20 protein-coding genes are annotated in these 24,519 nt (G+C 72.5%); 15 read left to right on the plus strand and 5 right to left on the minus strand.

Translation table 11 applies throughout. The features are described 5' to 3' along the window. Both JNK12_23125 and JNK12_23130 read right to left on the minus strand, forming a co-directional pair. The coding region (locus JNK12_23125; GenBank protein ID MBL8778842.1) for a long-chain-fatty-acid--CoA ligase at nucleotides 1-1,515 on the minus strand (1,515 nt) is incomplete at its 3' end. A 145-nt stretch (nucleotides 1,516-1,660) separates the two neighbouring features. Then, nucleotides 1,661-2,731 (minus strand): hypothetical protein, encoded by a 1,071-nt coding sequence (locus JNK12_23130; protein MBL8778843.1) that lies wholly within the window; start codon nucleotides 2,729-2,731, stop codon nucleotides 1,661-1,663. Between JNK12_23130 and JNK12_23135 the strand changes: the two genes are divergently transcribed. The 3 genes from JNK12_23135 to JNK12_23145 all read left to right on the plus strand — a co-directional run bounded on the left by JNK12_23135 (nucleotide 2,730) and on the right by JNK12_23145 (nucleotide 4,966). Continuing rightward, nucleotides 2,730-3,290: a MaoC family dehydratase gene (locus tag JNK12_23135; GenBank protein MBL8778844.1), complete on the plus strand. Its 561-nt coding sequence runs from the start codon at nucleotides 2,730-2,732 to the stop codon at nucleotides 3,288-3,290. The genes JNK12_23130 and JNK12_23135 overlap by 2 nt on opposite strands. Continuing rightward, complete coding sequence (locus JNK12_23140) at nucleotides 3,287-4,108, plus strand: NUDIX domain-containing protein (GenBank protein ID MBL8778845.1); 822 nt, start codon at nucleotides 3,287-3,289, stop codon at nucleotides 4,106-4,108. Before JNK12_23135 ends, JNK12_23140 begins: the two co-directional genes overlap by 4 nt. Before the next feature lie 66 nt (nucleotides 4,109-4,174). Continuing rightward, nucleotides 4,175-4,966, plus strand: a complete 792-nt coding sequence (locus JNK12_23145) for an SDR family oxidoreductase (protein ID MBL8778846.1) — start codon at nucleotides 4,175-4,177, stop codon at nucleotides 4,964-4,966. 40 nt (nucleotides 4,967-5,006) lie between these two features. On the opposite strand, the gene JNK12_23150 is transcribed toward JNK12_23145, so the two are convergent. From JNK12_23150 to JNK12_23160, 3 genes are all read right to left on the minus strand, one after another. Further along, the gene (locus tag JNK12_23150) at nucleotides 5,007-6,614 is read right to left on the minus strand and encodes a hypothetical protein (GenBank protein ID MBL8778847.1); all 1,608 of its coding nucleotides are present in this window, start codon (nucleotides 6,612-6,614) and stop codon (nucleotides 5,007-5,009) included. 78 nt (nucleotides 6,615-6,692) lie between these two features. Further along, complete coding sequence (locus JNK12_23155) at nucleotides 6,693-7,376, minus strand: M50 family metallopeptidase (protein ID MBL8778848.1); 684 nt, start codon at nucleotides 7,374-7,376, stop codon at nucleotides 6,693-6,695. A 50-nt stretch (nucleotides 7,377-7,426) separates the two neighbouring features. Then, complete coding sequence (locus JNK12_23160; protein ID MBL8778849.1) at nucleotides 7,427-8,059, minus strand: type 1 glutamine amidotransferase; 633 nt, start codon at nucleotides 8,057-8,059, stop codon at nucleotides 7,427-7,429. A gap of 137 nt (nucleotides 8,060-8,196) precedes the next feature. Here JNK12_23160 and JNK12_23165 point away from each other — a divergent pair, with 137 nt between their 5' ends. The 12 genes from JNK12_23165 (at nucleotide 8,197) to glgB (ending at nucleotide 24,516) form a co-directional block, all read left to right on the plus strand. Next, nucleotides 8,197-8,394, plus strand: a complete 198-nt coding sequence (locus tag JNK12_23165) for a hypothetical protein (protein ID MBL8778850.1) — start codon at nucleotides 8,197-8,199, stop codon at nucleotides 8,392-8,394. Between the two features lie 62 nt (nucleotides 8,395-8,456). After that, the gene (locus tag JNK12_23170) at nucleotides 8,457-9,359 is read left to right on the plus strand and encodes a cobalamin-binding protein (protein MBL8778851.1); all 903 of its coding nucleotides are present in this window, start codon (nucleotides 8,457-8,459) and stop codon (nucleotides 9,357-9,359) included. 108 nt (nucleotides 9,360-9,467) lie between these two features. Further along, nucleotides 9,468-9,731 carry a DUF4190 domain-containing protein gene (locus JNK12_23175; GenBank protein MBL8778852.1) on the plus strand — a complete coding sequence of 88 codons (264 nt, stop codon included), beginning with the start codon at nucleotides 9,468-9,470 and terminating at the stop codon, nucleotides 9,729-9,731. 169 nt (nucleotides 9,732-9,900) lie between these two features. After that, the gene (locus JNK12_23180; protein MBL8778853.1) at nucleotides 9,901-10,404 is read left to right on the plus strand and encodes a cytochrome c; all 504 of its coding nucleotides are present in this window, start codon (nucleotides 9,901-9,903) and stop codon (nucleotides 10,402-10,404) included. Between the two features lie 52 nt (nucleotides 10,405-10,456). After that, nucleotides 10,457-10,618, plus strand: a complete 162-nt coding sequence (locus JNK12_23185; GenBank protein ID MBL8778854.1) for a hypothetical protein — start codon at nucleotides 10,457-10,459, stop codon at nucleotides 10,616-10,618. A gap of 3 nt (nucleotides 10,619-10,621) precedes the next feature. Then, nucleotides 10,622-11,089: a cytochrome c oxidase subunit II gene (locus JNK12_23190; protein MBL8778855.1), complete on the plus strand. Its 468-nt coding sequence runs from the start codon at nucleotides 10,622-10,624 to the stop codon at nucleotides 11,087-11,089. 10 nt (nucleotides 11,090-11,099) lie between these two features. After that, complete coding sequence (locus JNK12_23195) at nucleotides 11,100-12,914, plus strand: cbb3-type cytochrome c oxidase subunit I (protein ID MBL8778856.1); 1,815 nt, start codon at nucleotides 11,100-11,102, stop codon at nucleotides 12,912-12,914. A 92-nt stretch (nucleotides 12,915-13,006) separates the two neighbouring features. Further along, complete coding sequence (glgP, locus tag JNK12_23200; protein MBL8778857.1) at nucleotides 13,007-15,163, plus strand: alpha-glucan family phosphorylase; 2,157 nt, start codon at nucleotides 13,007-13,009, stop codon at nucleotides 15,161-15,163. After that, nucleotides 15,160-17,124, plus strand: coding sequence for an alpha-1,4-glucan--maltose-1-phosphate maltosyltransferase (locus JNK12_23205; GenBank protein MBL8778858.1), 1,965 nt, complete (start codon nucleotides 15,160-15,162; stop codon nucleotides 17,122-17,124). The genes glgP and JNK12_23205 overlap by 4 nt, the downstream gene beginning before the upstream one ends. A gap of 66 nt (nucleotides 17,125-17,190) precedes the next feature. Next, the gene (gene treS / locus JNK12_23210) at nucleotides 17,191-20,580 is read left to right on the plus strand and encodes a maltose alpha-D-glucosyltransferase (protein ID MBL8778859.1); all 3,390 of its coding nucleotides are present in this window, start codon (nucleotides 17,191-17,193) and stop codon (nucleotides 20,578-20,580) included. A gap of 28 nt (nucleotides 20,581-20,608) precedes the next feature. Further along, nucleotides 20,609-22,618 (plus strand): 4-alpha-glucanotransferase, encoded by a 2,010-nt coding sequence (locus JNK12_23215; protein MBL8778860.1) that lies wholly within the window; start codon nucleotides 20,609-20,611, stop codon nucleotides 22,616-22,618. Then, on the plus strand, nucleotides 22,615-24,516 hold the full coding sequence (glgB, locus tag JNK12_23220; GenBank protein MBL8778861.1) for a 1,4-alpha-glucan branching protein GlgB: 1,902 nt from the start codon (nucleotides 22,615-22,617) through the stop codon (nucleotides 24,514-24,516). Before JNK12_23215 ends, glgB begins: the two co-directional genes overlap by 4 nt. Nucleotides 24,517-24,519: the final 3 nt, after the last annotated feature.

A 24,519-nucleotide genomic window follows, 5' to 3' on the forward strand; every position in this document is an offset into this window, starting at 1 on the left:
CTTCTTCAGCACCTTCATGGCGCCGGACAGGGGCAGGGGCTCGGCGCGGAATTCGACCGACTTGGGCAGCTTGTAGCCGGCGATGGACTCGCGGGCGTGGTCGATGATCTCGGCCTCGGTGGCCTCGGCGTCGGGCTTGAGCACGACGATGGCGTGCACCTGCTCGCCCCAGGTCTCGTGGGGGATGCCGATGACGGCCACCTGGGCCACGGCCTCGTGCTTGGAGATGGCCGACTCGACCTCGGCGGAGTACACGTTCTCGCCGCCGGTGACGATCATGTCCTTCACCCGGTCGACCAGGAACAGGTAACCGTTGTCGTCCAGGTAACCGGCGTCCCCCGTGTGGTACCAGCCGCCCCGGAACACCTCCTCGGTGGCCTCGGGCTTGTTCCAGTACTCCCGCATGAAGTTGCCGGCCCGGGCGCACACCTCGCCGGGGGTGCCGGCGGGGAGCTCGTTGCCCTCGGGGTCCTGGATGGACAGCACGACGCCGGGAACCGGTCGCCCGGCCGAGCGCAGGCGGTCGCCGCCGGCCTGGTGGTCCTCGGGGCGCAGGAAGGTGAGCACCGACGAGCACTCGGTCATGCCGTAGCCCTGGCTGATCTCGAGGTCGGGGTACAGCTCGATCAGCTTGTCGAGGGTGGCCGCGGGCATGGGGGAGGCGCCGTAGGTGAGTAGGCGCAGCGAGGCGAGACGCTCGGGGCGGAACTCGGGGTGGTTCAGCACCATGGCGATCATGGTGGGGACCATCACGGTCTGGGTGACGCCATGGGTCTCGATGAGGTCCATCACGCCGGCTGGGTCGAACAGCGGGATGGTGACGTTGACCGCGCCCGAGGAGGCGATGCCGAGGACGCCGGCCATGGAGGCGGCGTGGAACAGCGGCGTCTGGTGCAGGTACACCTGGCTCGGGTCGAAGCTCTGGACCGCAGCGACGTGGTACAGGTTCAGCATCTCGGCGCGCTGGTCGAGCAGCACGCCCTTCGGCAGTCCCGTGGTGCCGCCGGTGTACATGAGGACGACGGGGTCGTCCTCCTCGGGCTCCTCGGGCACGTCGGTGGTGCCCGCGGCGAGCAGGTCCTCGTACTTGACCGTGTGGGGGACGTCGGCGTCGCCGATGAGCACGATGTGACGCAGGGGGCTCTCGCCCTCGGCGAAGGCGGACGCGAGGTGCTGGGCGAACATGGCGTCGACGAAGGCCACCTCGGTGCCCGAGTCGCGGATGATGTAGTCCAGCTCCTTGCCGGCCAGGCGCAGGTTGAGGGGGTTGACCACGCCGGCGCCGAGGAACGCCGCGTGGTACAGCTCGATGTACTGGGCGCTGTTGGTGGCCATCACCGCGAAGCGGTCGGACCGCTCGATACCGAGCTCGCTCTTCAGTGCGTTGGCGAGGCGCAGCACCCGTTCGCCGTGCTCGGCGTAGGTGCGCTGGGTGGTGCCGTCGATCGTCGCGATCGAGTCGGCGTTGGCCCCGACGGCCGGCAGGAACATGCGCGAGTACACGAGCTCTTTCATGGACCTGACGCTAGCCGTGACGTCCGTCACGCCGCCGGGTGCAACCCGCCAGAACCTTCCGCCCGTGCGTTCTGGGTACTCGTCGGTGTCGTGAGCGCGACCGGGGAGTACCCGGAACGAGCGGGTTGGGGTGAGTGCGGCGGCCTCAGGGGGCGGAGGGGTCGACGGCGGCGTCGTCGCAGCCGTCCGGGGCGTTCACCGGGTTGCAGCGGGCGAAGGTGCCGTCGGGGAAGGCCACCGTGTACCCGCTGCCGGGGGCGGGCGGCTCCGACGCCGGGTAGTCGGTGCTGATCCACTGGGCGCCGCTGACGAAGGCGTTCTCGCGGTCCTCGGTCTCGCCGTTCTGGGCGTTCAACAGGTCGCTGTCGGCCCGGGTGCGCACGATGTAGCCGGCGTCCACCAGGCGCTGGATGTCGGCCAGGCTGTCCGTCGGGTCGTTCAGCTTGATGAACGCGGCGTCGGGGCGGCCCTCCTCGGAGGACGTGAACAGGACCCGGCCCTCGAGGGACGGGTGCCCCTCGACGTACAGGTCGCGGACCTCGTCGCCGTTGTCCATGGCGAACATCACCTGGCCGCGGGCCTCGCCCAGGGTGGGCCAGCCCGCGGGCACGGCCTCGGCGAGGGTGGCGGCGTCCCCGCGCACGTCGTCGGGCGTGATGAGGTCGTCCTCGGCGAACACGGACCGGATGTCGTCGTCGATCTGGTCCATGCCGGCCGCCCCCAGTTCCTGGGCCGGCGACTTCACCTCGACCAGCACGCCGAGGGGCACGTGATCGGGGTTGGCCTGGGACCAGGTGTGGATCTGCTCGAGGCAGTCGGTGAACAGGTCGCAGGTGGTGATCGGGTCGAAGTCGGGGAAGTGCAGCACGTGGAGCTCGCCGTCGTCCTGGAGGAACACGTCGAGCTCGGACGAGCGCAGGCCCTCGTCGAGCTGCTCGGGGAGCGGGTCGTGGGTGTAGTCGAGCGTGGCGGCCAGGGGGGAGATCCCGCCGATCTGGTCGAAGTTGGACACGTGGTAGCTGTTGTGCGAGCCGATCACCTGGATCTGCTCGAGCCCGACGGCGTCGTCGTGGGCGAGCGTGGTGGTGGGGCCTCCCTCCGCCGCGGCGTCGTCGCTGCCGCTGTCCGACGACGAGCAGGCGACCGCCCCGACGGCGACGAGTGCGGCGAGGCCCAGCGCGAGCAGGCGTGAGCGGGCAGGGGCGTGCGTGCGCATGGCCGCCATTGTGGCCCGTGCGTTCACCTCCTGTTCAGGCACCGGACACCCGCTCGCGCCGGCGGCGGTCGAGGTGGCCACGGCGGGCTTCTACAGTGGCGCCGTGCCCACCGTGTTCGCCGCCCCCGCCGAGCTCCTCGAAGCGGTCGGGCGGGACCTCGGCAGCAGCGAGTGGGTCCTCGTCACCCAGGAGCGGGTCGACCAGTTCAGCGAGGCCACCCGCACCTGGCAGTGGATCCACGAGCCCGGCGAGCGGGCCGACGCAGGGCCCTTCGGTGGCCCGATCTCGCACGGCTACCTCACGCTCTCGATGGTCAACGAGATGCTCCCCCAGATCATCGAGGTGCAGGGCGCGTCGATGGGCGTCAACTACGGCACCGGCAAGGTGCGCTTCCCGGCACCGGTACCGGTCGGCGCCCGCATCCGCGGCCACGGCCGCCTCACCGCCGCCGATCCCGTCAACGGCGGGGTGCAGGCCACCGTGCAGGTCACCATCGAGGTCGAGGGCAACGACAAGCCGGCCTGCGTGGTCGAGACCCTCAGTCGGTTCCTGGTGTGACGGGCGACCCGGTTCCGCCGCCCGCCCGCGACGACGCGGGCATCGGCATCACCATCGACCTCGATCGCGAGGGCGAGGTGCCCGAGGCGATCCCCGCCGCCACCGTGGTCCTCGTACGTGACGGGGCCGAGGGCATCGAGACGTTGATGCTTCGCCGCAACTCCAAGTTGGCCTTCGCCGGCGGTCACTGGGTCTTCCCCGGTGGTCGGGTGGACGACGACGACCTCGAGCCGTCGCCCGAGGAGGCCGCGACGGGCGAGGTACCCGACCAGGACCAGCGCACCCTCCAGGCCGCCCGCCGCGCCGCGGTGCGCGAGGCGGCCGAGGAAGCCGGCCTCGCCGTCGACGTCGACTCGCTGGTCTGCTTCGCCCACTGGACGCCGCCACCGGTGGCGATCAAGCGCTTCGCCACGTGGTTCTTCGTGGCGCCCGCCCCGACGGGTGACGTCACCGTCGACATGGGCGAGATCCACGAGCACCAATGGGTGCGCCCCGCAGACGCCCTGCGCAAGCGCGACGAGGGTGAGATCGAGCTCAGCCCGCCGACCTGGTGCACCCTCGACCGGCTGGCCGCTTCTGCCACCGTCGCCGACGCGCTGGCCGAGGCGGCCGACGCCGAGATCGAGCACTTCGAGACCCACATCGCCCGGGCGGAAGAGGGCGGTGCCGTGGCCATGTGGCACGGCGACGCCGGCTACGACAGCGGCGACCCCGACGTCCCCGGCCCCCGGCACCGTCTGTGGATGGTGCCCGGCCCCTGGCGCTTCGAGCGCTGGGACGAACCGCCGGCTGCCGACCCGTCCGACCCTGCCGTCTGAGCTCCTGTCTTGACCCTCCCGTCTGACCATCCTTCCTGACCCCCCCCCTGCGAAAAGGACTGCGCCATGGGTGCCCTCGATCAATTCCTGGTGACCGACCGCGTCGCCATCGTGACCGGCGCCGGCCGCGGCATCGGCGCCGCCATCGCCAAGACCTACGCGGAGGCCGGGGGTGACGTCGTGCTCTCGGCCCGCACCGAGGAGCAGCTCCAGGAGGTCGCCGGCGAGATCGAGGCGCTGGGGCGGCGGGCCGTCCTGGTGCCAGCGGACCTGAACGACACCGAGAACCTGGGGGTGCTGGTCGAGCGGGCCGTCGCCGAGTTCGGTCGCGTCGACACCGTGGTCAACAACGTCGGCGGCACCATGCCCCGACCGTTCCTGGACACGTCCGAGCGCTTCTTCGAGGCGGCGCTGCACTTCAACGTGACGACCGCCTTCACCCTCACGAAGGCGGCCACGCCGCACCTGCTCCAGAGCGACTGCGGCAGCGTCGTCAACATCTCGTCGATGATGGGCCGACGCGCCGACCGCGGCATGGTGGCCTACGGCACGGCGAAGGGGGCACTGGCCCACATGACCCGCCTCTTGGCCTGTGACCTCGCCCCCAAGGTGCGGGTCAATGCCATCGCGGTGGGCTCGGTGGCCACCTCGGCGCTGCAGGTCGTCCTCGAGAACGAAGCCCTCGAGCGGGAGATGGTCGACAAGACGCCGCTGCGACGCCTCGGTGACCCGCTCGACATCGCCTTGGGGGCGCTCTGGTTGGCGTCGCCCGCGGGCAGCTTCGTCACGGGCAAGATGATCGAGATCGACGGGGGCCTCGAGGCCCCCAACCTGGCGCTCGGCCTACCCGACCTCTAGATCGCGTGAGCGGAGCCCCTCGGGCCCGAGGGGGCGGGGCTCACCGCCAGAGGGAGTCGGGCGGCTCGGTCGCGGGCGCCGTGGTCTCCGTCGCCGCACCATGGGCGTCGAACAACGCACCCGCGTCGCTGGCGGGCGCGCCCCATCCGGAGAGAGCGGCGTCTGCCGGCGGAGGCGGCGGTGGGGGAGGAGGCGGCGGGGGAGGAGGCGGGGCCGAGTCCGCAGAGGGCAGGGGCGCCGGCGACGGGAACGACGCCGGTCCCGGTGGGGGGCCGGTCGGGGTGCCGAGGGCGTCGGCGAGCGTCTCCGGCGGCGCCGGGAAGGCATCGGGCAGGGTGTCGTGGGGCGGCACCGGTGGGGCCGGTGGAGCCGGTCGGTCCCACGCCGCGTCGTGCGCAGCCGGAGGAGCCTCGAACCCGGCGGGCGTCGGGATCGAGGTCCAGGGGTCAGCGGTCGGGGCCTCCGAGCGTTCGGGTTCGAACACCAGCGGGGCGAGGGGCGCGTCGGGGACCGGCGGCTCGGAGCCGGCTGCGGCTGTGGGCGGCGGCAGGTCGGGCACCGGCACCTGCGCCACCGGCACGGCGGGCCGGTCGACCTGAGGGGCCGGGCCGGGCGCCGGGGAAGCAGGGGGAACCGGCGGCGGCGGGGGTGGCGGGGGCGGGGGCGCCTCGGCGACGGGCGTCGGCGGGAAGAGCGGACGGGGCGCGGACAGGACCGGCTCGGGCGTCTCGGCGTTGAACAACGCGGCGGCCGGCGGGGTCGAGCCGCGGCGGGGCGTGAGCGGGTTCTCCGGGACAGGGGTGGGCTCGACGAATGGCTCGGCCGCTCGCTCCGCGGCCGTCGCCGCGCCGGTCGCCATCGCCAAGGTCCCGGGAGCCGGGGCGACGTTGGCCCACGGGTCGGTGGGGGCCGCCGGCGGGACCGGAGGCAGGGGGGCGGACGTGCGGCGCATCGTGGACGTGCCGGCCATCGCCTGCTCGATGTCGGTGGGCAGCCCCACGTCGTCGAGCGCCGGCATGAGCTCGTGGAGGCTGAACGCCGTGGTGAACCCGGCCACACTGCCGTCGGTGCGGTGGACCACGAGGCCCGGGTCGGTGGTGCGCTCGTTGCCGGGCACGAGGATGAGGCGCTCCACCGACTTCCAGAGCAGGACCGCCAGGGGCTCGCGCTTCACACCCGGGTCCACCACGGCGAGGCCGCGATGGTCGAGCAGGAGGCGCTGGCGGCCGGCCGGAGCGCCGGGCTCCCAGGCCCCGAAGGCCTGACCCGAGCGCGAAGCCCAACGGGTGTTCTCGTCGGTGCGGCGCGCCCGGCGAGTCGTGGTGCGCTGCCAGATGACGATGGCGACGGCGAACGCGAGGGCGGCGATGGCCGGCGTGAGATCCTCTACGCCGGCGCTGACCACGAGGGCCGCGACGACGATGCCGCCGGTGAGCAGAAGCGTCGGGGAGGTGGCGGGCTTCTCGGGTTGCAGCCCCAGGCTGGTCATGGCCTGGCGCACCGGCGTGGCTCCACCGACTCCCGCGTCGACGACGTCGACGATGACGTGGGACGCGGGCCCGCGCAGGCGGTCGATCATGCCTGCGGTCCCGATCGCCCCCGGCGTGGGGGCGTGGGGCACGCTCTGGTCCTCATGGGATGCGGTCATCGCCTGTCCTCTCACGCCCAGCGATCTCGTGCCCTTCCATCGGACGTGGGGACGCTGACCTGAGCGTTGTCCCGATGATCAGGAGGGACGCAGGAGCAGCAGGGCGACGCCGGCCAGGGCCGCGCCCGCCACCAGGACGAACGCCCCCGCCACCACGAGGCGGGGCACGACGCGACTGAGCTGCGAGACCCGCTCGGCGTCGTCGAGTCCGCTCGTCGCGGACCTCGGCCCGTGGGTGAGCTGCCATGCCGAGCGGAGGCCCCCGACGGCGAACAGCCAGGCCAGGGCGATGGCCACGGTGCGCGTCACGGCATCGGCCGCCTCGGTGGCGGCCAGCCACAGCACCACGGCCGTGACGGCGAACACGACGAGGCCCCAGGGGTTGCGCACCCAGAGCACGAGTGCGACCGCCACGAAGACTGCGCCGAGCAACAGGAAGAGGCGATGGTCCTCGCTGGCCACCGACGCCGCCGCGACGACGCCGACGAGCGGGGGAGCGGGATAGCCGGCGAGGGTGAAGGCACTCAGGCGGAGGCGGGGGTAGCGCCCGCCGATGAGGGTGAGGGTCTCCCCCGATGCATCGAGGGCGATCGACACCCGCCGGACCCGGCCGCCGACGAGGAGGCCGACGGTGGCATGGCCGAGCTCGTGGACCAGGGTGACGACTTGGGCGAGGGCGCGACCGGTGACCGGCGCGAGGAGGAGGGCGACCACGGCGACGCCCACGACGGCGGCGAACACCGGGTCATCGGTGCCGAGCACCCTGGCGGTCTACCAGCCCGGCCCCCCTGAGGGGGCCGCGCGGCCGGCGCTCAGAAGTGGAGCGCGGAGCGCACGCCACCTTCCTGGTCCGCGGAACCCGCGGCCTCCACCGGTGTGGAGGCGGCGTGGCCCTCGTGCTGCCCCTCGCACAGCTCCTCCACCATGGCGGCGCAGAACGCGTCGAGGTCGTCGGGGTTGCGGCTGGTCACGAGCCCGCGGTCCACGTGCACCTCCTCGTCGACCCAGGAGGCGCCGGCGTTGCGCAGGTCGGTCTGGAGGCTCGGCCACGAGGTGAGGGTGCGCCCGCGGACGACGTCGGCCTCGACGAGCGTCCACGGTCCGTGGCAGATGGCGGCGACGGGCTTGCCCGCCTCGACGAAGGCCCGGGTCAAGCGGACGGCACCGTCGTCGGTGCGCAGCTGGTCCGGGTTGGCGACGCCGCCGGGCAGGACGAGGCCGTCGAAGTCGTCGGCGGACACGGCCGAGACGGGCTGGTCCACGGGAAAGGCGTCCGCTTTGTCGAGGTGGTTGAACGCCTGCACCTCGCCCGTCTCGGGGGCCACGAGGACCGGCTGCCCCCCGGCGTCCTCGACGGCCTGCCAGGGCCTCGTCAGCTCGATCTGCTCGACCCCTTCGTTGGCGGTGAGGAAGGCGATGCGCTTGCCGGACAGGTCGTGGCTCATGTGAGCTCCTTGGTGGTGGGTGGTGCGGGCATGCACGCGGCCCCTACCCCGATCGGCGCCTGCCCACCCGCGGCCCCCGGCCCCCGGCGTCGGTGGGCCCCGGGTCGCGTCCCCGCCACCCTGGGTAGGGGAGCGCCATGACCACCACCGACCCCATCGACCCCACCGATCCTCCCTCGCAGTCCGAGGGGGACGAAGAGCGCATCGACCAGCTGGAGCACGAGGTGGAGGGGGCGCGTGAGCAGGTCGAGCGCCACGATGACGGCAAGGGCCCGGCCTTCGTCGACGAGGGCAGCGAGGGGACCGAGGTCGAGGACGACGCCATCGCACCCTGAGCCCCGGTGCTCCGTGGTGTCTCATCGGGCCGGAGACGCCGGTGGCCCTACCATCGCCCGGCATGAAGATCGTCTCGCTGCTGCCATCGGCCACCGAGATCGTGTTCGCGCTGGGCCTGGGCGACGCGCTCGAGGGCGTCAGCTTCGAGTGTGACTTCCCGCCCGAAGCCCGCGACAAGGCGATCGTGTCGGGTACGGCCCTGGCGGTCGATGCCGCCACCCCGGCCGGCGAGATCGACCGGGCCGTGCGTGAGCGCCTCGCCGAAGGGGAGCCCATCTACACCCTGGACCGCGACCGCATCCGGGCCATCCAGCCCGACCTGATCCTGGCGCAGGACCTGTGCGAGGTGTGCGCCGTGCCCTCGGGCGCCGTGACCGATGCCCTCGACGACCTCGGGTGCTCCGCGCAGGTGGTCTCGCTCGACCCGGTGACCCTCGACGACGTGATCGCCGGGATCGGCGAGGTGGGGGCGGCCACCGGGCGGGAGGTGCAGGCGGCCGCGCTCATGGCCTCGCTCCACGACCGCCTCGAGGACGTGCACGAGGCAGTGGCCGGCCGTCCCAAGCCCCGTCCGAGAGTGCTGCCCCTCGAGTGGTCGGACCCGCCCTTCAGCGCCGGCCACTGGGTGCCCGCGATGGTCGACCTGGCGGGAGGCGAGTGCCTCCTGGCCCCGCCGGCCAGCCGGTCCCGGGCCCTCAGCTGGGAGGCCGTCGCCGCAGCCCGCCCCGACATCGTGGTGTTCATGCCGTGCGGCTACCACCTGGATCGGGCCGCCGAAGAAGGTCGCGCCCTGCTCGATCAGCCCGCCCTCGCCGGCGTGGGCCAGGTGTGGGCCGTGGACGCCGACGCGTACTTCTCCCGGCCCGGCCCCCGGGTCGTCGACGGGGTCGAACTGCTCGCCGCCATCGTCCACCCCGAGCTCGCCGGTCCGCCCGACCCCGGCGGGGCCACGCAGCTGCGCTAGAGGGTTGGAGGGGCGGCGGCGTCGCCCGGGCGGGGCAGGGGCACCTCGGCGCGTCACCCCCGGTGAAGTGAGTAGCGTTCGGGCGGTTTCCGATCAAGGAGAACGCCCATGTCCTACCAACCGCCTGCCGGTCCGCCCCCCAGCGCGCCGCCCAACAACCAACTCGCCGTCGGCTCGATCATCGCCAGTGCGATCGGCCTGCTCTGCGGCATCGGCTCCATCATCGGCATCGTCCTCGGCGTGGTGGCCAAGAACCAGATCAAGGCGTCGAACGGCACCCAGGGCGGCGACAACCTCGCCACCCTGGGCATCGTCATCGGTGCCGTCGGCATTGTGTTGAACATCTTGTGGCGGGTCCTCTTCTTCAACTGAGCCCCGCTCCACGCTGAGCATCCGGCACGCGCCGTGGTCGCCCCCTCCCCGGGGACGACCACGGCGCGTCGTCGCGTCCGGACACGCGGGCCACGGGGTGCTGACCGGCCGGTCAGGATGGGACCTTGGACCCTACGGGGGGGCGAAAACCCCGTGGTAGACCGCCTCTGTGACCGACACAGCGAACGAAAAGAACGCCTCGGACGGGTCCGACGACGAGACGTCGGAGATGCGCTTCGGCGCCGGTGAGACCGCCTGGTTGGCGGTCGTCACCGTGCTCGCCCTCCTCGGTGTGGCCCTCGGCGTCATCGCCCTCGTCACCTCCGATGGTGGCGGCGGCTCGGCGGCTCCGGCCGCCGGCGGCGGTGGTGAGCTCTCCGCACTGGCGACCCAGGGCCAGGAGCTGGCCGACGCGAACGGGTGCGCCACGTGCCACTCCGCGGACGGCAGCGACGGCACCGGCCCCACCTGGCAGGGTCTCGCGGGCGCCGAGGTCACCCTCGACGACGGTTCGACCGTGACCGCCGACGACGCCTACCTGACGAGCTCCATCACCGACCCGGGCGCCCAGAAGGTCGAGGGCTTCGCGGTGGCGATGCCCGAGTTCGAGCTCTCGGCCGAAGAGGTCGACGCCCTCGTGGCCTACATCAACTCGCTGGGCACCGCCGGCTGAGACGCCGAGCCCCCGAGTCCCAGCGAACCCCGCCGACCGAACGAGGAGCGACATGACCGAGGACACCGCGCCGGACGCCGCGTCCGTCGCCACCGATGAGCACGACGAGCCGGAGGGCCACCCCAAGGGGACCCTCGTGCTCGGTGCGCTGTTCATCGTGTTGATGGCGGCCACCTGGCTGTACGCCTACTTCACCCTGATCGCCAGGAGCTGACCGATGCACGTCGAGAAGTATGAACGGTGGTTCCTCTACGCCACGGCAGTGGTCATCGTCGGTGCTGTCGTCGGCCTGATCCTGTCGGTGGTGGCCCACCAGGCCGCCCTCCCCGAGCCGGCCGGCCGCGTCCAGCCCGCCGACATCGACACCACCGCCCCGTTCGACGAGCCCGGCTACCGCGACACCGGTGACGGCACCGGCGAGCTGGTCCTCATCGGCCAGGCGTGGCAGTGGACCCCACAGGACGTCACCATCCCCGCCGGCACCGAGGTGACCATCAAGGCGGTCTCCCGGGACGTCATCCACGGCATCCGCATCCCCGAGACCAACGCCAACGTGATGGTCATCCCGGGGCAGGTGTCCGAGATCGAGGTCACCTTCGACGATCCGGGTCAGTACTCGTTGCTCTGCCACGAGTACTGCGGGATCGGGCACCAGACCATGTTCATGACCATCAACGTCGAGTGAGCGAGCGCAGATGACCGACACCATCGACACCTCCACGGCCGGCGACATCGCCGACGGCGACGAGCCGGACGGGCCGATCATCGGCACGCCGTCCCAGCGCAGCCGCTGGCAGATCGACATCCCGGGCGTGGGCCAGGCCGACCTGCGGGCGGTCAAGTGGCAGCTCTACCTGAGCCTCGTCGGGCTCTTCCTCGGCCTCGCCATGGGCGCCCTCCAGGCCTCCGACCGGGGCGACTTCGCCCTCGAGGAGTTCTTCAACCGGCCCGTCAACCTCTACGACGCGGTCGGCCTCCAGAGCTACTACCAGGGTCTCACCATCCACGGCGTCACCCTGGCGCTGGTCTTCACCTTCACCTTCAGCAACGCCTTCATGTCGCTGACGGTGATGAAGTCGCTCAAGCGGCCGTTGGCATCGAAGGTGCTCCGCGACGCGTCGTTGTACCTGGCTTGGACCGGCGTGGCCCTCGCCGCCTGGGCGATGCTGGCCAACAAGGCGACGGTGCTGTTCACCTTCTACACCCCGCTCAAGGCCACCCCGGCGTTCTACATCGGCGCCGTGTTCCTGGTGCTCTCCACCTGGGCCACCCTGGCCAACCTGGTGCTCACCCTCCGCGGGTGGCGCAAGGACGGCCACGAGGGCGAGCGCATCCCGCTGCTGGCGTTCACCTCGATCGTGACGGAGCTGATGTGGTTCCTCGCCTCGATCGGCATCGCCATCGAGGTCCTGGTCTTCGTGCTGCCCTGGTCCCTCGGACTCACCGACAGCATCGACCCCCAGTTCACCCGCATCCTGTTCTGGTTCACCGGGCACCCGATCGTCTACTTCTGGCTGTTGCCCATCTACGTGTCGTGGTACCTGTTCCTTCCCGAGCAGGCGGGCAAGGGCCGCGTGGCCAGCGACGGCCTCGTGCGGGTGGTCTTCATCGCCTTCCTGATCCTCCTGCCGGTGGGCATCCACCACCAGTTCACCGACCCTGGCATCCCCTTCACCTCGAAGACCATCTCCTGGATGCTCACCTTCTGCATCTTCTTCCCCTCGGTGGCCACCTTCTTCTCGGTGATCGCCTCACTCGAGAACGCCGGCCGCAACCGCGGCGGCAAGGGCCTCCTGGGCTGGATCTGGAAGCTGCCGTGGGGCGACCCGTCGGTGTCCGGGCAGCTCCTCGCCGGCATCGGCTTCATCCTCGGTGGTGTGAGCGGCCTGATCAACGCCAGCTACACGGTGAACCTCACGGTCCACAACACGGCGTTCATCGTCGGCCACTTCCACCTCACGGTGGGCACCGCCGTCGCTCTGTCCATCATGGCCATCTGCTACTGGCTGGTGCCCTACCTCACCGGCAAGAAGCTGTGGGGCCGGCGCCTCGCCGTGGCCCAGACCTGGCTGTGGATCACGGGAGTGTTCATCTTCTCCCGGGGCCAGATGCAGGGCGGCATCGCCGGCATGCCCCGCCGCACGAACATCAGCCAGGCGACCTACGTCGACCGCTTCACCCCGCCGCTCGACGGCGCCGCCAACATCTTGAAGAACTGGGACGTGGCCGACGGGCTGACCGCCATCGGCGGGTCGATCATGTTCATCAGCGGTGTGTGCTTCTTCATCGTGATCCTGGGCACCATCTACTCGAAGCGCCAGGTGGCCGGCGTCCAGCGCATGCCCGTCGCCGACGAGCCCTTCCATCCCGTCTCGCAGACGTGGCCGATCCTCGACCGGCTCGGCCTCTGGGCCGGCCTGGCCACCGGCCTCACCTTCGTCATCTACGGCGAGATCTTCCTCCACTACCTGCCCCTCGAACTGGTTCCCGGCGGCTTCCAGCTCTGGTAGCCGATCCGCTCCTGGGCGGTGGCCGGGCCTCCCCCTCGGGGCCCGGCCATCGTTCACGGTCCGTTCACGGACGGTGCCGGTAGCGTCGCCCTGTGCCGACACCCCTCTCCCGCCCTGGCGACCAGGACGTGGCGGCCGCCGCCGCCGCCCTCGCCGAACGCCTTCCCGCCGAGCTCGCGCCGCTGGCCCGCGTCGCCTACAACTACCGCTGGTCGTGGGCCGACGACGGTCCCGCCACCTTTGCCGCCGTCGACCCCGAGCGGTGGGCGCGGGTCGGGGGCAACCCCGTCCGCCTGCTGTCCGAAGCCGATGCGGGTGTGCTGTCCGCCGCGGCGGCCGACCGCGGTCTCGTCGCCCGGGCGACGGCGCTGGCCACGCTGATCGACGCCGACCTCGCCCGCCCGCCGGCGACGCAGGTCCCCGCCGACCACCCGGTGGCCTTCCTGTGCGCCGAGTTCGCGGTGCACGCGTCCCTGCCCATCTACTCGGGCGGTCTCGGGGTGCTGGCCGGCGACATCCTGAAAGAGGCGAGCGACCTCGCCCTGCCCATGGTGGCGGTGGGGCTGATGTACCGCACGGGCTACTTCCACCAGCGCCTCGACACGCGCGGCTACCAACACGAGTTCTGGCTGGACAGCGATCCGGAAAGGCTTCCCTGTGTGGCCCTCACCGACGACGCCGGCGCGGCCCTGGCCGTGCGCGTCCCTGTCGACGACGAGGACGTGGTGGCGCGGGTGTGGCGGGCCGACGTGGGCCGCGTGCCGCTCTACCTCCTCGACACCGACTGCCCCGAGAACTCCACCGTGGGGCGCTGGATCACCTCGCGCCTCTACGAGGGCATCTCCTCGGTGCGCCTCGCCCAGTACGCCGTGCTCGGCTTCGGCGGCGCGCAGGTGCTCGACCGCCTCGGCATCGAACCCTCGGTCCTGCACATCAACGAGGGGCACCCCGCCCTCGCCCTCGCCGAGATCATGGGCCGGTCCCGCGAGGCCGGCCAGAACTACGACGAGGCGTGGTCCGGCGCCCGCGAGCGCCTCGTGTTCACCACCCACACGCCGGTTCCGGCCGGCAACGAGACCTACGACCCCGCCGAGGCCCGCGAGATGCTCCACCGGGTGGCCGGCGCCAGCGGTGACGCCGAGCGCCTGCTGGCCACGGGGCGGGTCGACCAGGGCGACCCCGACGGCCGCATCGGCATGACCCCCCTCGCGCTCCGCGGCGCCCGCTCCATCAACGCGGTCAGCCGGCGCCACGGCGAGGTCGCCCGGGAGATGTGGCAGCCGCTGTTCGGCGGCGACGTCGCCGAGGTGCCCATCACCCACGTGACCAACGGTGTCCACGTGCCCACCTGGCTGGGACCGCCGATGAAGCGCCTGCTCGACCGCCACCTCGGTGACGGCTGGCTGGCCCGGGCCGACGACCCGGCCACCTGGGAGGCCGTGGACGGAATCTCCGACGCCGACCTGTGGGAGGCGCGCACCGAGAGCCGGCGCCTCCTGGTCGACTTCATCCGGGAGCGCTCGGCCAGCGACCGCCTGCGTCGCGGTGAGCCCACGGGCTATGCCGAGGCGGCCCAGGTCGGCTTCGACCCGGAGCGCCTCACCATCGGCTTCGCCCGCCGGCTCGCGGCATACAAGCGCCTCAACCTGCTCACCCACGACCCCGAGCGGGCTCTGCGCCTGCTCACCGGCGACCCCTCCGTGCAGTTCGTCTTCGCGGGCAAGGCCCACCCGCTCGACGAGGGCGCGAAGGCGATCCTCTCGCGCGCTTTCGAGCTGAAGGGCGCGCCACTCGTGGCCGACCACGTGGCCTTCCTGGAGGACTACGACCTCTCGTTCGCGGGCCAGCTCGTGGGCGGCTGCGACCTCTGGGTCAACGTGCCCCGCCCGCCCGAAGAGGCCAGCGGCACCAGTGGCATGAAGGCCGCCATCAACGGCGCGCTGAACCTGTCCGTGCTCGACGGCTGGTGGGCCGAGGCCCACGACGGCGGCAACGGCTGGGCCATCGACGGCGAGACCGACCCCGACCACGACGCCCAGGACGCCCGTCACGCGGCCGCGCTCTACGACCTGCTCGAGCAGCAGGTCGTGCCCCTGTTCCAGGAGCGCACCCCGGACGGGATCCCCGTGGCGTGGCTGCGCATGGTGCGTCACAGCCTGAAGACCAACGGGCCGCGCTTCTCGGCCACCCGGATGGTGCGCGAGTACGCCACCCGCATCTATCCCGCATCGGACTCCGGGCCGAGGTGAGCGCCGTCCGCCGCCGGGGGCCCGTGCCCGGTCGGGTGGTGGTCGAGCACGTGGCCCCGGTGGTCGACGCCGGCCGCTTCCCGGTCAAGCGGGTGAGCGGCGAGGACGTGGTGGTCACCGCCGACGTGTTCACCGACGGCAAGGACGCCGTGGCCGGGCGACTCCTGCACCGCCCGCCGGGCGGCCGCTGGTCGGCGGTCGCCCTCGAGCCGCTCGGCAACGACCACTGGACCGCCCGCTTCACCGTCGAGCGTCTCGGCGTCCACCGCTACACCGTCGAGGCCTGGGTCGATCCGTTCCGCTCGTGGCTGGTGGGAGCCCTGGCCAAGATCGAGGCCGGACAGGACGTCGGCGTCGACCTCCAGATCGGCGCCACCCTGGTCACCGAAGCCGCCGAACGGGCGTCCGCCCGTGCCGGTGAGCGCCTGCGCACGAGCGCGGCGCCGCTCCTCGACGGGGACGCGGAGGGGTTCGCCGCAGTCGCCGACGCCGTCGCCGCCCTCATGGACCCCTTGGCCGACCGCAGCGCCGGCGCCGTCCATCCCGAGTGCACGGTGCTGGTCGAGCGCGAACGGGCGCGCTTCAGCACCTGGTACGAGCTGTTCCCCCGATCGGCGGGCCCCACGCCCGGTCGTCACGGCACCTTCGCCGACGTCGCCGCCCGCCTGCCCGATCTCGCCGCCTTGGGCTTCGACGTGTTGTACCTGCCGCCCATCCACCCCATCGGCGTCAGCGGGCGCAAGGGCCCGGACAACGCCCTCACCGCCCGCAAGGGCGACCCCGGCAGCCCCTGGGCCATCGGCGCCGCCGAAGGCGGTCACACCGCGATCCACCCCGAGCTGGGCACGCCGGCCGACTTCCGGGCCCTGGTGGCCGAGGCGCAGGCGCAGGGCATGGAGATCGCCCTCGACATCGCCTTCCAGTGCTCGCCCGACCATCCCTGGGTGACCGAGCACCCCGAGTGGTTCCGCCACCGCCCCGACGGCACCATCCAGTTCGCCGAGAACCCACCCAAGCGCTACGAGGACATCTACCCGATCGACTTCGACACGGTCGACCGCGACGGGCTGTGGAACGCGCTCAAAGGGGTGTTCGACCACTGGGTCGGCGAGGGCGTCCGCATCTTCCGGGTCGACAACCCCCACACCAAGCCCTTCGCCTTCTGGGAGTGGGCCCTGGCCGAGATCCGAGCCGAGCACCCGGACGTGCTCTTCCTGGCCGAAGCTTTCACCCGGCCGCGGGTCATGGAGCGCCTGGCCAAGCTCGGCTTCAGTCAGTCGTACAACTACTTCGCCTGGCGCAACGCAGCCTGGGAGCTGCGCGAGTACTTCACCGAGCTCACCCAGACGGAGGTGAAGGAGTACCTCCGGCCCAACGTGTGGCCCAACACCCCGGACATCCTCACCGAGCACCTCCAGACCGGCGGGCGCGGCGCGTTCGCGGCCCGGGCCGTGCTCGCCGCCACCCTGGCCGCCAGCTACGGCATCTACGGCCCCGCGTTCGAGCTGTGCGAGCACGAGCCCCGCCACACCGGCAGCGAGGAGTACCTGCACTCCGAGAAGTACGAGATCCGCCATTGGGACCTCGACCGGCCCGACTCGCTCGCCCCTCTGCTGGGCCGCCTCAACGCCCTGCGCCACAGCCATACCGCGCTCCAGACGAACACCACACTCCAGTTCCACGACGTCGATGGCGACGACCTGCTCTGCTACTCGAAGCGCAGCGAGGACGGCACCGACGTGGTCCTCGTGGTGGTCAACTGCGACCCGCACCACGTCCGGGCGGGCGTCGTGCACCTCGACCTGGCCGAGCTCGGCGTGGACGGCGGGCCCTTCGAGGTCCACGACCGCCTCAGCGACGCCCGCTACACCTGGCACGGCCCCGACAACTACGTCGAGCTGAACCCCGCCGGCGTGCCGGCGCACGTCTTCACCCTCCACCCCTCGCCGTCCCCGGCATGAGCCCCCAGCGAGCCTCCTGATGACCAGCCTCCCGACCGCGCCACCGAGCGCGCGACGGGCCGCGCCATGAGCCCCTACGGCCCGCGCGGCCCCGCGCCCCTCCCCCCGGTCAGCCCCCTTTCCGACGGCCCCGACTGGTACCGCGACGCCATCATCTACGAGCTGCACATCCGCGCCTTCCAGGACAGCGACGGCGACGGCATCGGCGACTTCGACGGGCTGACCAGCCGGCTCGACTACCTCCACGACCTGGGCGTCAACACCATCTGGCTGCTGCCGTTCTACCCGTCCCCCCTGCGCGACGACGGCTACGACATCGCCGAGTACCGGGGCATCAACCCCTCCTACGGCACCCTCGCCGCGTTCAAGCGGATGCTCCGGGAGGCCCACCGTCGGGAGCTGCGGGTCGTCACCGAGCTCGTCATCAACCACACCTCCGACCAGCACGCCTGGTTCCAGCGGGCCCGCAGGGCGGCGCCGGGCAGCCGCTGGCGGGACTGGTACGTGTGGAGCGACGACCCCGAGCGCTGGTCCGAGGCCCGGGTCATCTTCCACGACACCGAGACCTCGAACTGGACGTGGGACCCGGTCGCCAACGCCTACTTCTGGCACCGGTTCTACTCCCACCAGCCCGACCTCAACTTCGACAACCCCGAGGTCCACAAGGCGGTGTTCGACGCCATGGACTTCTGGTTCAAGATGGGCGTCGACGGCCTGCGCCTCGACGCGGTCCCGTACCTCTACGAGCGCGACGGCACCAACGGCGAGAACCTCCCCGAGACCCACGAGTTCCTGCGCTCGCTGCGGCGCCACGTCGACGAGCACTTCCCGGGACGCATGCTGCTGGCGGAGGCCAACCAGTGGCCCGAGGACGCGGTCGAGTACTTCGGGAACGACGCCGAGCCCGAGTGCCACATGTCGTTCCACTTCCCCCTCATGCCCCGCCTGTTCATGTCGGTGCAGATGGAGGACCGCTTCCCGGTCGTCGACATCCTCGACCAGACGCCGGCGGTGCCCGACGGCGCCCAGTGGGCCATCTTCCTGCGCAACCACGACGAGCTGACCCTCGAGATGGTGAGCGAGGAGGAGCGGGACTACATGTACCGGGTCTACGCGCACGACCCGCAGATGCGCATCAACGCCGGCATCCGCCGCCGCCTCGCCCCCCTCCTGGGCAACGACCGGCGCAAGATCGAGCTGTTGAACGGCCTGCTCCTCGCCCTGCCCGGCACGCCGGTCATCTACTACGGCGACGAGATCGGGATGGGCGACAACGTCTACCTCGGCGACCGCGACGCGGTGCGGACCCCGATGCAGTGGTCGCCGGACCGCAACGCGGGCTTCTCCACCGCCAACCCCCAGAAGCTCTACCTGCCGACCATCATCGACCCCGAGTTCCACTACGAGATGGTCAACGTCGAGGTCCAGCAGGCGCACGAGAACTCGCTCTACCGGTGGATGCGTCAGGTCCTGCACGTGCGCAGCCGTCACCCCGAGCTCGGCCGCGGGACCCTGCGCATGCTCTTGCCCGACAACCCCCGCATCGTGGCCTTCGTGCGCTCCTACGAGGACGAGCACGTGCTGGTCGTGGCCAACCTGGCGGGTTCGGCCCAGTACGCGGAGCTCGACCTCGCCGAGCACGCCGGCGCCCGGCCCGTCGAGCTGTTCGGGCGCACCGAGTTCCCGCCGGTGGGCGACCTGCCCTACCTCGTGACCCTCGGCCCCTACGCGTTCCACTGGTTCGCGCTCACCCGCCAGGAGACCGACGCCCCGGTGCAGGGCGCGGCGACCGGGGGGCCGGTGCCGACCCTCGAGCTCGACGGCCCCTGGGAGTCGGTGTTCGACGGGGCGGCCCGGCGCCGCCTCGAGGGGCTGCTGCCCGACCATCTGCGCCAGCGGCGCTGGTTCCCGGGCAAGGACCGTTCCATCTCCTCGGTGCGGGTCGCCGACGTCGTCCACCTCACCACCCGGGGTTCGGCGGTCCCCTCCTACCTGGTCCTCGTGCAGGTGCGCTTCCGCGAAGGCGAGCCGGCGACGTTCGCGCTGCCTCTCGCCATCGTCGGCGGCGAACGGGCCGAGGCGCTCCTCAGCGAGCTCAGCCTCGGGGTGGTGGCCGAGCTGCGTCGGCCCGGCGGCGAGACCCGGGTGCTCAGCGAGGCGCTGTGGGAGCCGGCCGCGTCGCGGGCGCTGCTCGACCGTTGCCGCAGCCGTCGACCTCGCCCGGGGGAATCCGGGGCGCTCGTGGGCTCACCCACCCCGGCCCTGCGGCGGATGGCATCCGACCTCGCCGACCAGGACATCGCCGTACTGCGGGGCGAGCAGAGCAACACCTCCGTCGTCGTGGGCGACCAGGCCATCCTGAAGGTGTTCCGCCGCCTGGAGCCGGGCACCAACCCCGACCTCGAGGTCTCCCGCTTCCTCAACGACCAGGGCTTCGAGCACGTGCCACCGCTCCTGGGTGCCATCGAGTACGAGGCCGAGCGCCACGAGCCGACCACCGTGGCCATCCTCCAGGGCTACGTCCCCAACGAGGGCGATCTCTGGCAGCACACCATCGACGCCCTGAGCCGCTTCTACGGGGAGACCTTCGACGAGGTGCCCCCGGACGTCCCTGCGGACCGCCACCCGCTGGACCAGACCGACGTCGACGCCGCCGAGGAGGCGCTGCGCTCCACCGGCCCCCACCTCGAGGTCTGCGACCTGCTCGGCGTGCGCACCGCCCAGCTGCACCGCGCCCTCGCCGCTCCCACCGGCGATCCGGCCTTCGGCTCGGAGGACCTGTCCCTGCTCGACCAGCGCTCGCTGCACCAGGCCATGCGCAGCGCGGCGTCGCGCACCCTGGGCTCGCTGCGCAAGCGGCTCGACGACCTGCCGCCCGAGGTGGCCGAGCCGGCGGCGGCGCTGCTCGCCCGCGAGGCCGACCTCCTCGAGCGCTACAAGCCGCTCCGTGAAGGGCGGCTCGGCGGTCGGCGCATCCGCACCCACGGCGACCTCCACCTCGGTCAGGTGCTCTTCACCGGGCGCGACGTCGTCTTCCTCGACTTCGAGGGCGAGCCGCTCCAGTCCATCACCGAGCGACGGCTCCGGCGGTCGCCCCTGCGGGACGTGGCGGGGGTGCTGCGGTCGTTCCACTACGCCACCCTCGTGGGGCTGCGCCGTGAGGAGGACCGCGGCCTGCTCACCAGTGGCAGCGACGGCGCGGCCCGGGCCGCGGCGTGGGGTCGCGCCTGGTACGGCTGGGCCGCGGGCCGCTTCCTGGGGGCCTACCTCCGCGAGGCCGACGGCGCCGACTTCCTGCCGTCGGACCCGGCGGCGCTCCGCACGCTGCTCGACGCCTTCGTGCTGGAGAAGGCGGTGTACGAGCTGTCGTACGAGCTCGGCAACCGACCCGAGTGGAGCTGGATCCCGTTGGCGGGCCTGCTCGACACCCTCGCCGCCGGCGACGGGCGCGCGTGACCGGCGGTCCCTCGTGAGCGGGGGAGCGATGCCGCCGGGCCTCCGCGAGCTGGCTTGGGGGGCGGGCGTGGCCACCAGCTACCACGACATCGGCGGCACGCTCCGGGAGACCTCGCCCGAGGTGCTGCGGGGCCTGCTCGACGCGCTGGGGCTGGCGGCCGGGGACGAGGCGGCCATCCGGTCGTCGCACGCCGCGCTGCACCGGCGGGCCTGGCACCACCTGGTCGAGCCCACCACCGTGTGCTGGGAGGGCTCCGCGCCCGCGGTCGAGCTGCGCCGGCCGGTCGCCGCGGTCGGGCGACCCGTCGAGCTCGTCCTCACCCTCGAGGACGGCGGCCACCGTCAGGTCGTCGTCGACGAGGCGGACCTCACCGAGACCGCCCGGGCGGACGTCGACGGCGTGCCCCACGTCGCCCACCGGGCCCGGCTGGGCGGCGACGTGCCCCTCGGCGCCCACCGGGTGCAGGTCACGGCCGACGACCGCACCGCGGTCGGCCACCTCCTCGCCGCGCCCCGCCTGGCCCCGGCGCCGGGACGCGGCTGGGGGGTCTTCGCCCCGGTGTACGCCCTGCGGCGCTCGGGGCCGCCCCGCGTCGGCCACGTCGGCGACCTCGCCACCCTGGCCGACTGGGTCCAGGGCCTCGGCGGCGACCTCGTCGGGACCCTGCCGCTGCTCGCCACCTTCGACGACGAGTCCAGCCCCTATGTGCCCGTCTCCCGGCTCGCCTGGAACGAGCGCCACCTCGACCTCGCGGCGCTCCCGGAGGCGGCTGCCACCGCCTCGGGTGGGACCGGGGGCGGGGCCCTCGTCGTGGGCGAGGATGGCCTGGTCGACTGGCCCGCCGAGGTGCGCCGCGTCCGCACGTCCCTCGCCGCCTTCGTAGCGGGCCTGAGCGACCGTCGACGGGCCGAGCTCGACGCCTTCACCGCCGGGCGCCCCCATGTCGACGAGCTGGCCTGCTGGCGCGCCGAGGCCGAGCAGCACGGGCCGCCGGCCCCCGGGGTGCCCCTGACCGTGGATCCGGCCGACCCCACCGACGCGGTGCTGCGCCACCGCTACGCCCAGTGGACCATGGAGACCCAGCTCCACGGCCTGCAGCGGCGCCTCGCCGACCGGGGCCAGGCGCTCTACCTGGACCTGCCCCTCGGCGTGCACGGCGACGGCTTCGACGTGTGGCGGTCGCCGGACCTGTTCGCACGATCGGTCGAGGTCGGGGCGCCCCCCGACGAGTTCAACCCGGCCGGGCAGGGCTGGGGGTTCCCGCCGCTGCTCCCCGAGGCGTCCCGTCGTGACGGCCACGCCTACCTGCGCGCCGGCCTGGCCCACCAGCTCCGCCACGCCGGCGTGGTGCGCATCGACCACGTGATGGCGCTGCACCGCCTGTGGTGGATCCCGGGCGGCGGCGCCGCCGGCGACGGGGCCTACGTGCACTACCCCGCGGAGGAGCTGGCCGCCGTCGTCACCCTCGAGGCGTGGCGGGCGGGCGCCGTGGTCGTGGGGGAGAACCTCGGCACCGTGCCGCCCGAGGTCGACCAGCTGATGGCCGAGCACCGCCTGCTCGGCATGTACGCCACGCAGTTCGAGCTCGACGCCGCCCCCCACGCCCGGTGGGCGCCCGCCGGCAGCGTGGCCGTGGTCAACACCCATGACATGGCGCCCTTCGCCGCCTACTGGGCGGGGCTCGCCGACGGGCGGCGAGCGGCCGTCCTCGAGCAGCTCGACCGCGACGGGTGCCGCCCGACCTCCGAGGACGCCCTCGACGTGCTGGCCGCCCTGCTCGGGTGGTTGGGCCGGTCGGACGCCGCCTCGGTGATCGTGACCCTCGAGGACCTCTGGGCCGAGGACCGCCCGCAGAACGTGCCCGGGACGGGTCCGGAGGTGCCCAACTGGCGGCGCCAGATGGCCTGCACCCTCGACGAGGTGGCCGCCGACCCCGCGGTGGCCGCCCGCCTCGGGGCGCTGCGGGCCGCGCGCGGGGGCCGGCCCACCGACGGAGCCGACGAGGGCGTGGACGACGGGGTAGGAGTGACCGGATGACCGACGCGCCCATCGACCTCGGACTGAGCGACGACGACCTCTGGCGGTTCAACGAGGGGACCCACTGCCGTCTCTACGACCACCTCGGCGCCCACCCCGTCGACGGTGGCACCCGGTTCGCGGTCTGGGCCCCGTCCGCCGACGGCGTGTGGGTCGTGGGCGACTTCAACGGCTGGGACGGCCACGAGCACGCACTGGCGCCCTGTGGCTCGTCGGGGATCTGGGCCGGCGTGGTGGCCGGCGCCCACGAGGGCCAGCGCTACAAGTACGCCATCGCCCACGGCGGGCACACCGTCGAGAAGGCGGACCCGTTCGCCCAGCGGACCGAGGAGCCGCCGGCGACGGCCTCGGTGATCGGGGGCGGGGCCCACGAGTGGGGTGACGACGAGTGGATGGCCACCCGTGCCGGGCGCCACACCGTCGACGCGCCCGTGTCGGTCTACGAGGTGCACCTGGGCTCGTGGCGCCGGCCCGACGGGTCGTTGCCGACCTATCGGGACATCGCCGTGCCCCTCGCCGACCACGTGCGCCGCCACGGGTTCACCCACGTCGAGTTCCTGCCCCTGATGGAGCACCCCTTCTACGGGTCGTGGGGCTACCAGGTGTCGGGCTACTTCGCCCCCAGCGCCCGCTACGGCGACCCCGCCGACCTGATGTACCTCGTGGACCACCTGCACCAGCAGGGCATCGGCGTCCTCTTCGACTGGGTGCCCTCGCACTTCCCCGAGGACGCCTTCTCCCTCGGCCGGTTCGACGGCACCCACCTCTACGAGCACGCCGACCCCCGCCAGGGCTTCCACCCGGACTGGAAGAGCCTGATCTTCAACTACGGCCGCAACGAGGTGCGCAGCTTCCTGATCTCGAGCGCCGTCTTCTGGCTGGACCGCTTCCACGGCGACGGGCTGCGCGTCGACGGCGTCGCCTCGATGCTCTACCTCGACTACTCCCGTGAGCCGGGCGAGTGGATCCCGAACGAGCACGGCGGCCGCGAGAACCTCGAGGCCATCGCCTTCCTGCGCCAGCTCAACGAGACCGTCTACCGGGAGTGCCCCGGCATCCAGACCATCGCCGAGGAGTCCACGGCCTGGCCGATGGTCTCCCGGCCCACCTACCTCGGCGGCCTCGGGTTCGGCTTCAAGTGGGACATGGGGTGGATGCACGACACGCTCGAGTACTTCGGGCGCGACCCCGTCCACCGCCGGTGGCACCAGCACGACCTGACCTTCCGCATGGTCTACGCCTTCACCGAGAACTTCGAGCTGCCCCTCTCCCACGACGAGGTGGTGCACGGCAAGGGCTCGCTGATCGGGCGCATGCCCGGCGACGACTGGCAGCGGTTCGCCAACCTGCGCCTGCTGCTGGCGGAGATGGTGGGCCAGCCCGGCAAGAAGCTGCTGTTCATGGGCAGCGAGATCGCCCAGCGGCGCGAGTGGGACCACGAGTCCGAGCTCGACTGGTGGCTGCTCGACGACCCGGCGCACGCCGGGGTGAGCCGCCTCGTGGCCGACGCCAACGCGCTCTACCGGTCCACGCCGGCGCTCCACCAGCTGGACTGCGACGCGGCCGGCTTCGAGTGGCTGGTCGCGGACGCCGCCGAGGACTCGGTGCTGGCCTTCCTGCGCAAGGGCGAGCCGGATGCCGACGGTGACCACGACCGGGTGCTGGTCGTGGCCAACCACACACCCACCCCCCACACCAACTACCGCATCGGGGTGCCATGCGAGGGCTACTGGGAGGAAGTCCTCAACAGCGACGCCGAGGTGTACGGCGGCAGCGGGTGGGGCAACCTCGGTGGCGTCGAGTCCACCCCCGTCCCCGCACACGGCCACCCCTTCTCGGTGAACCTGACCCTGCCACCCCTCGCCGTCCTCTTCCTCCGCCGGCGCTCCACCCCCTGACGG

This window comes from Acidimicrobiales bacterium (assembly GCA_016794585.1).
GTDB lineage: Bacteria > Actinomycetota > Acidimicrobiia > Acidimicrobiales > DATDAH01 > JAEUJM01.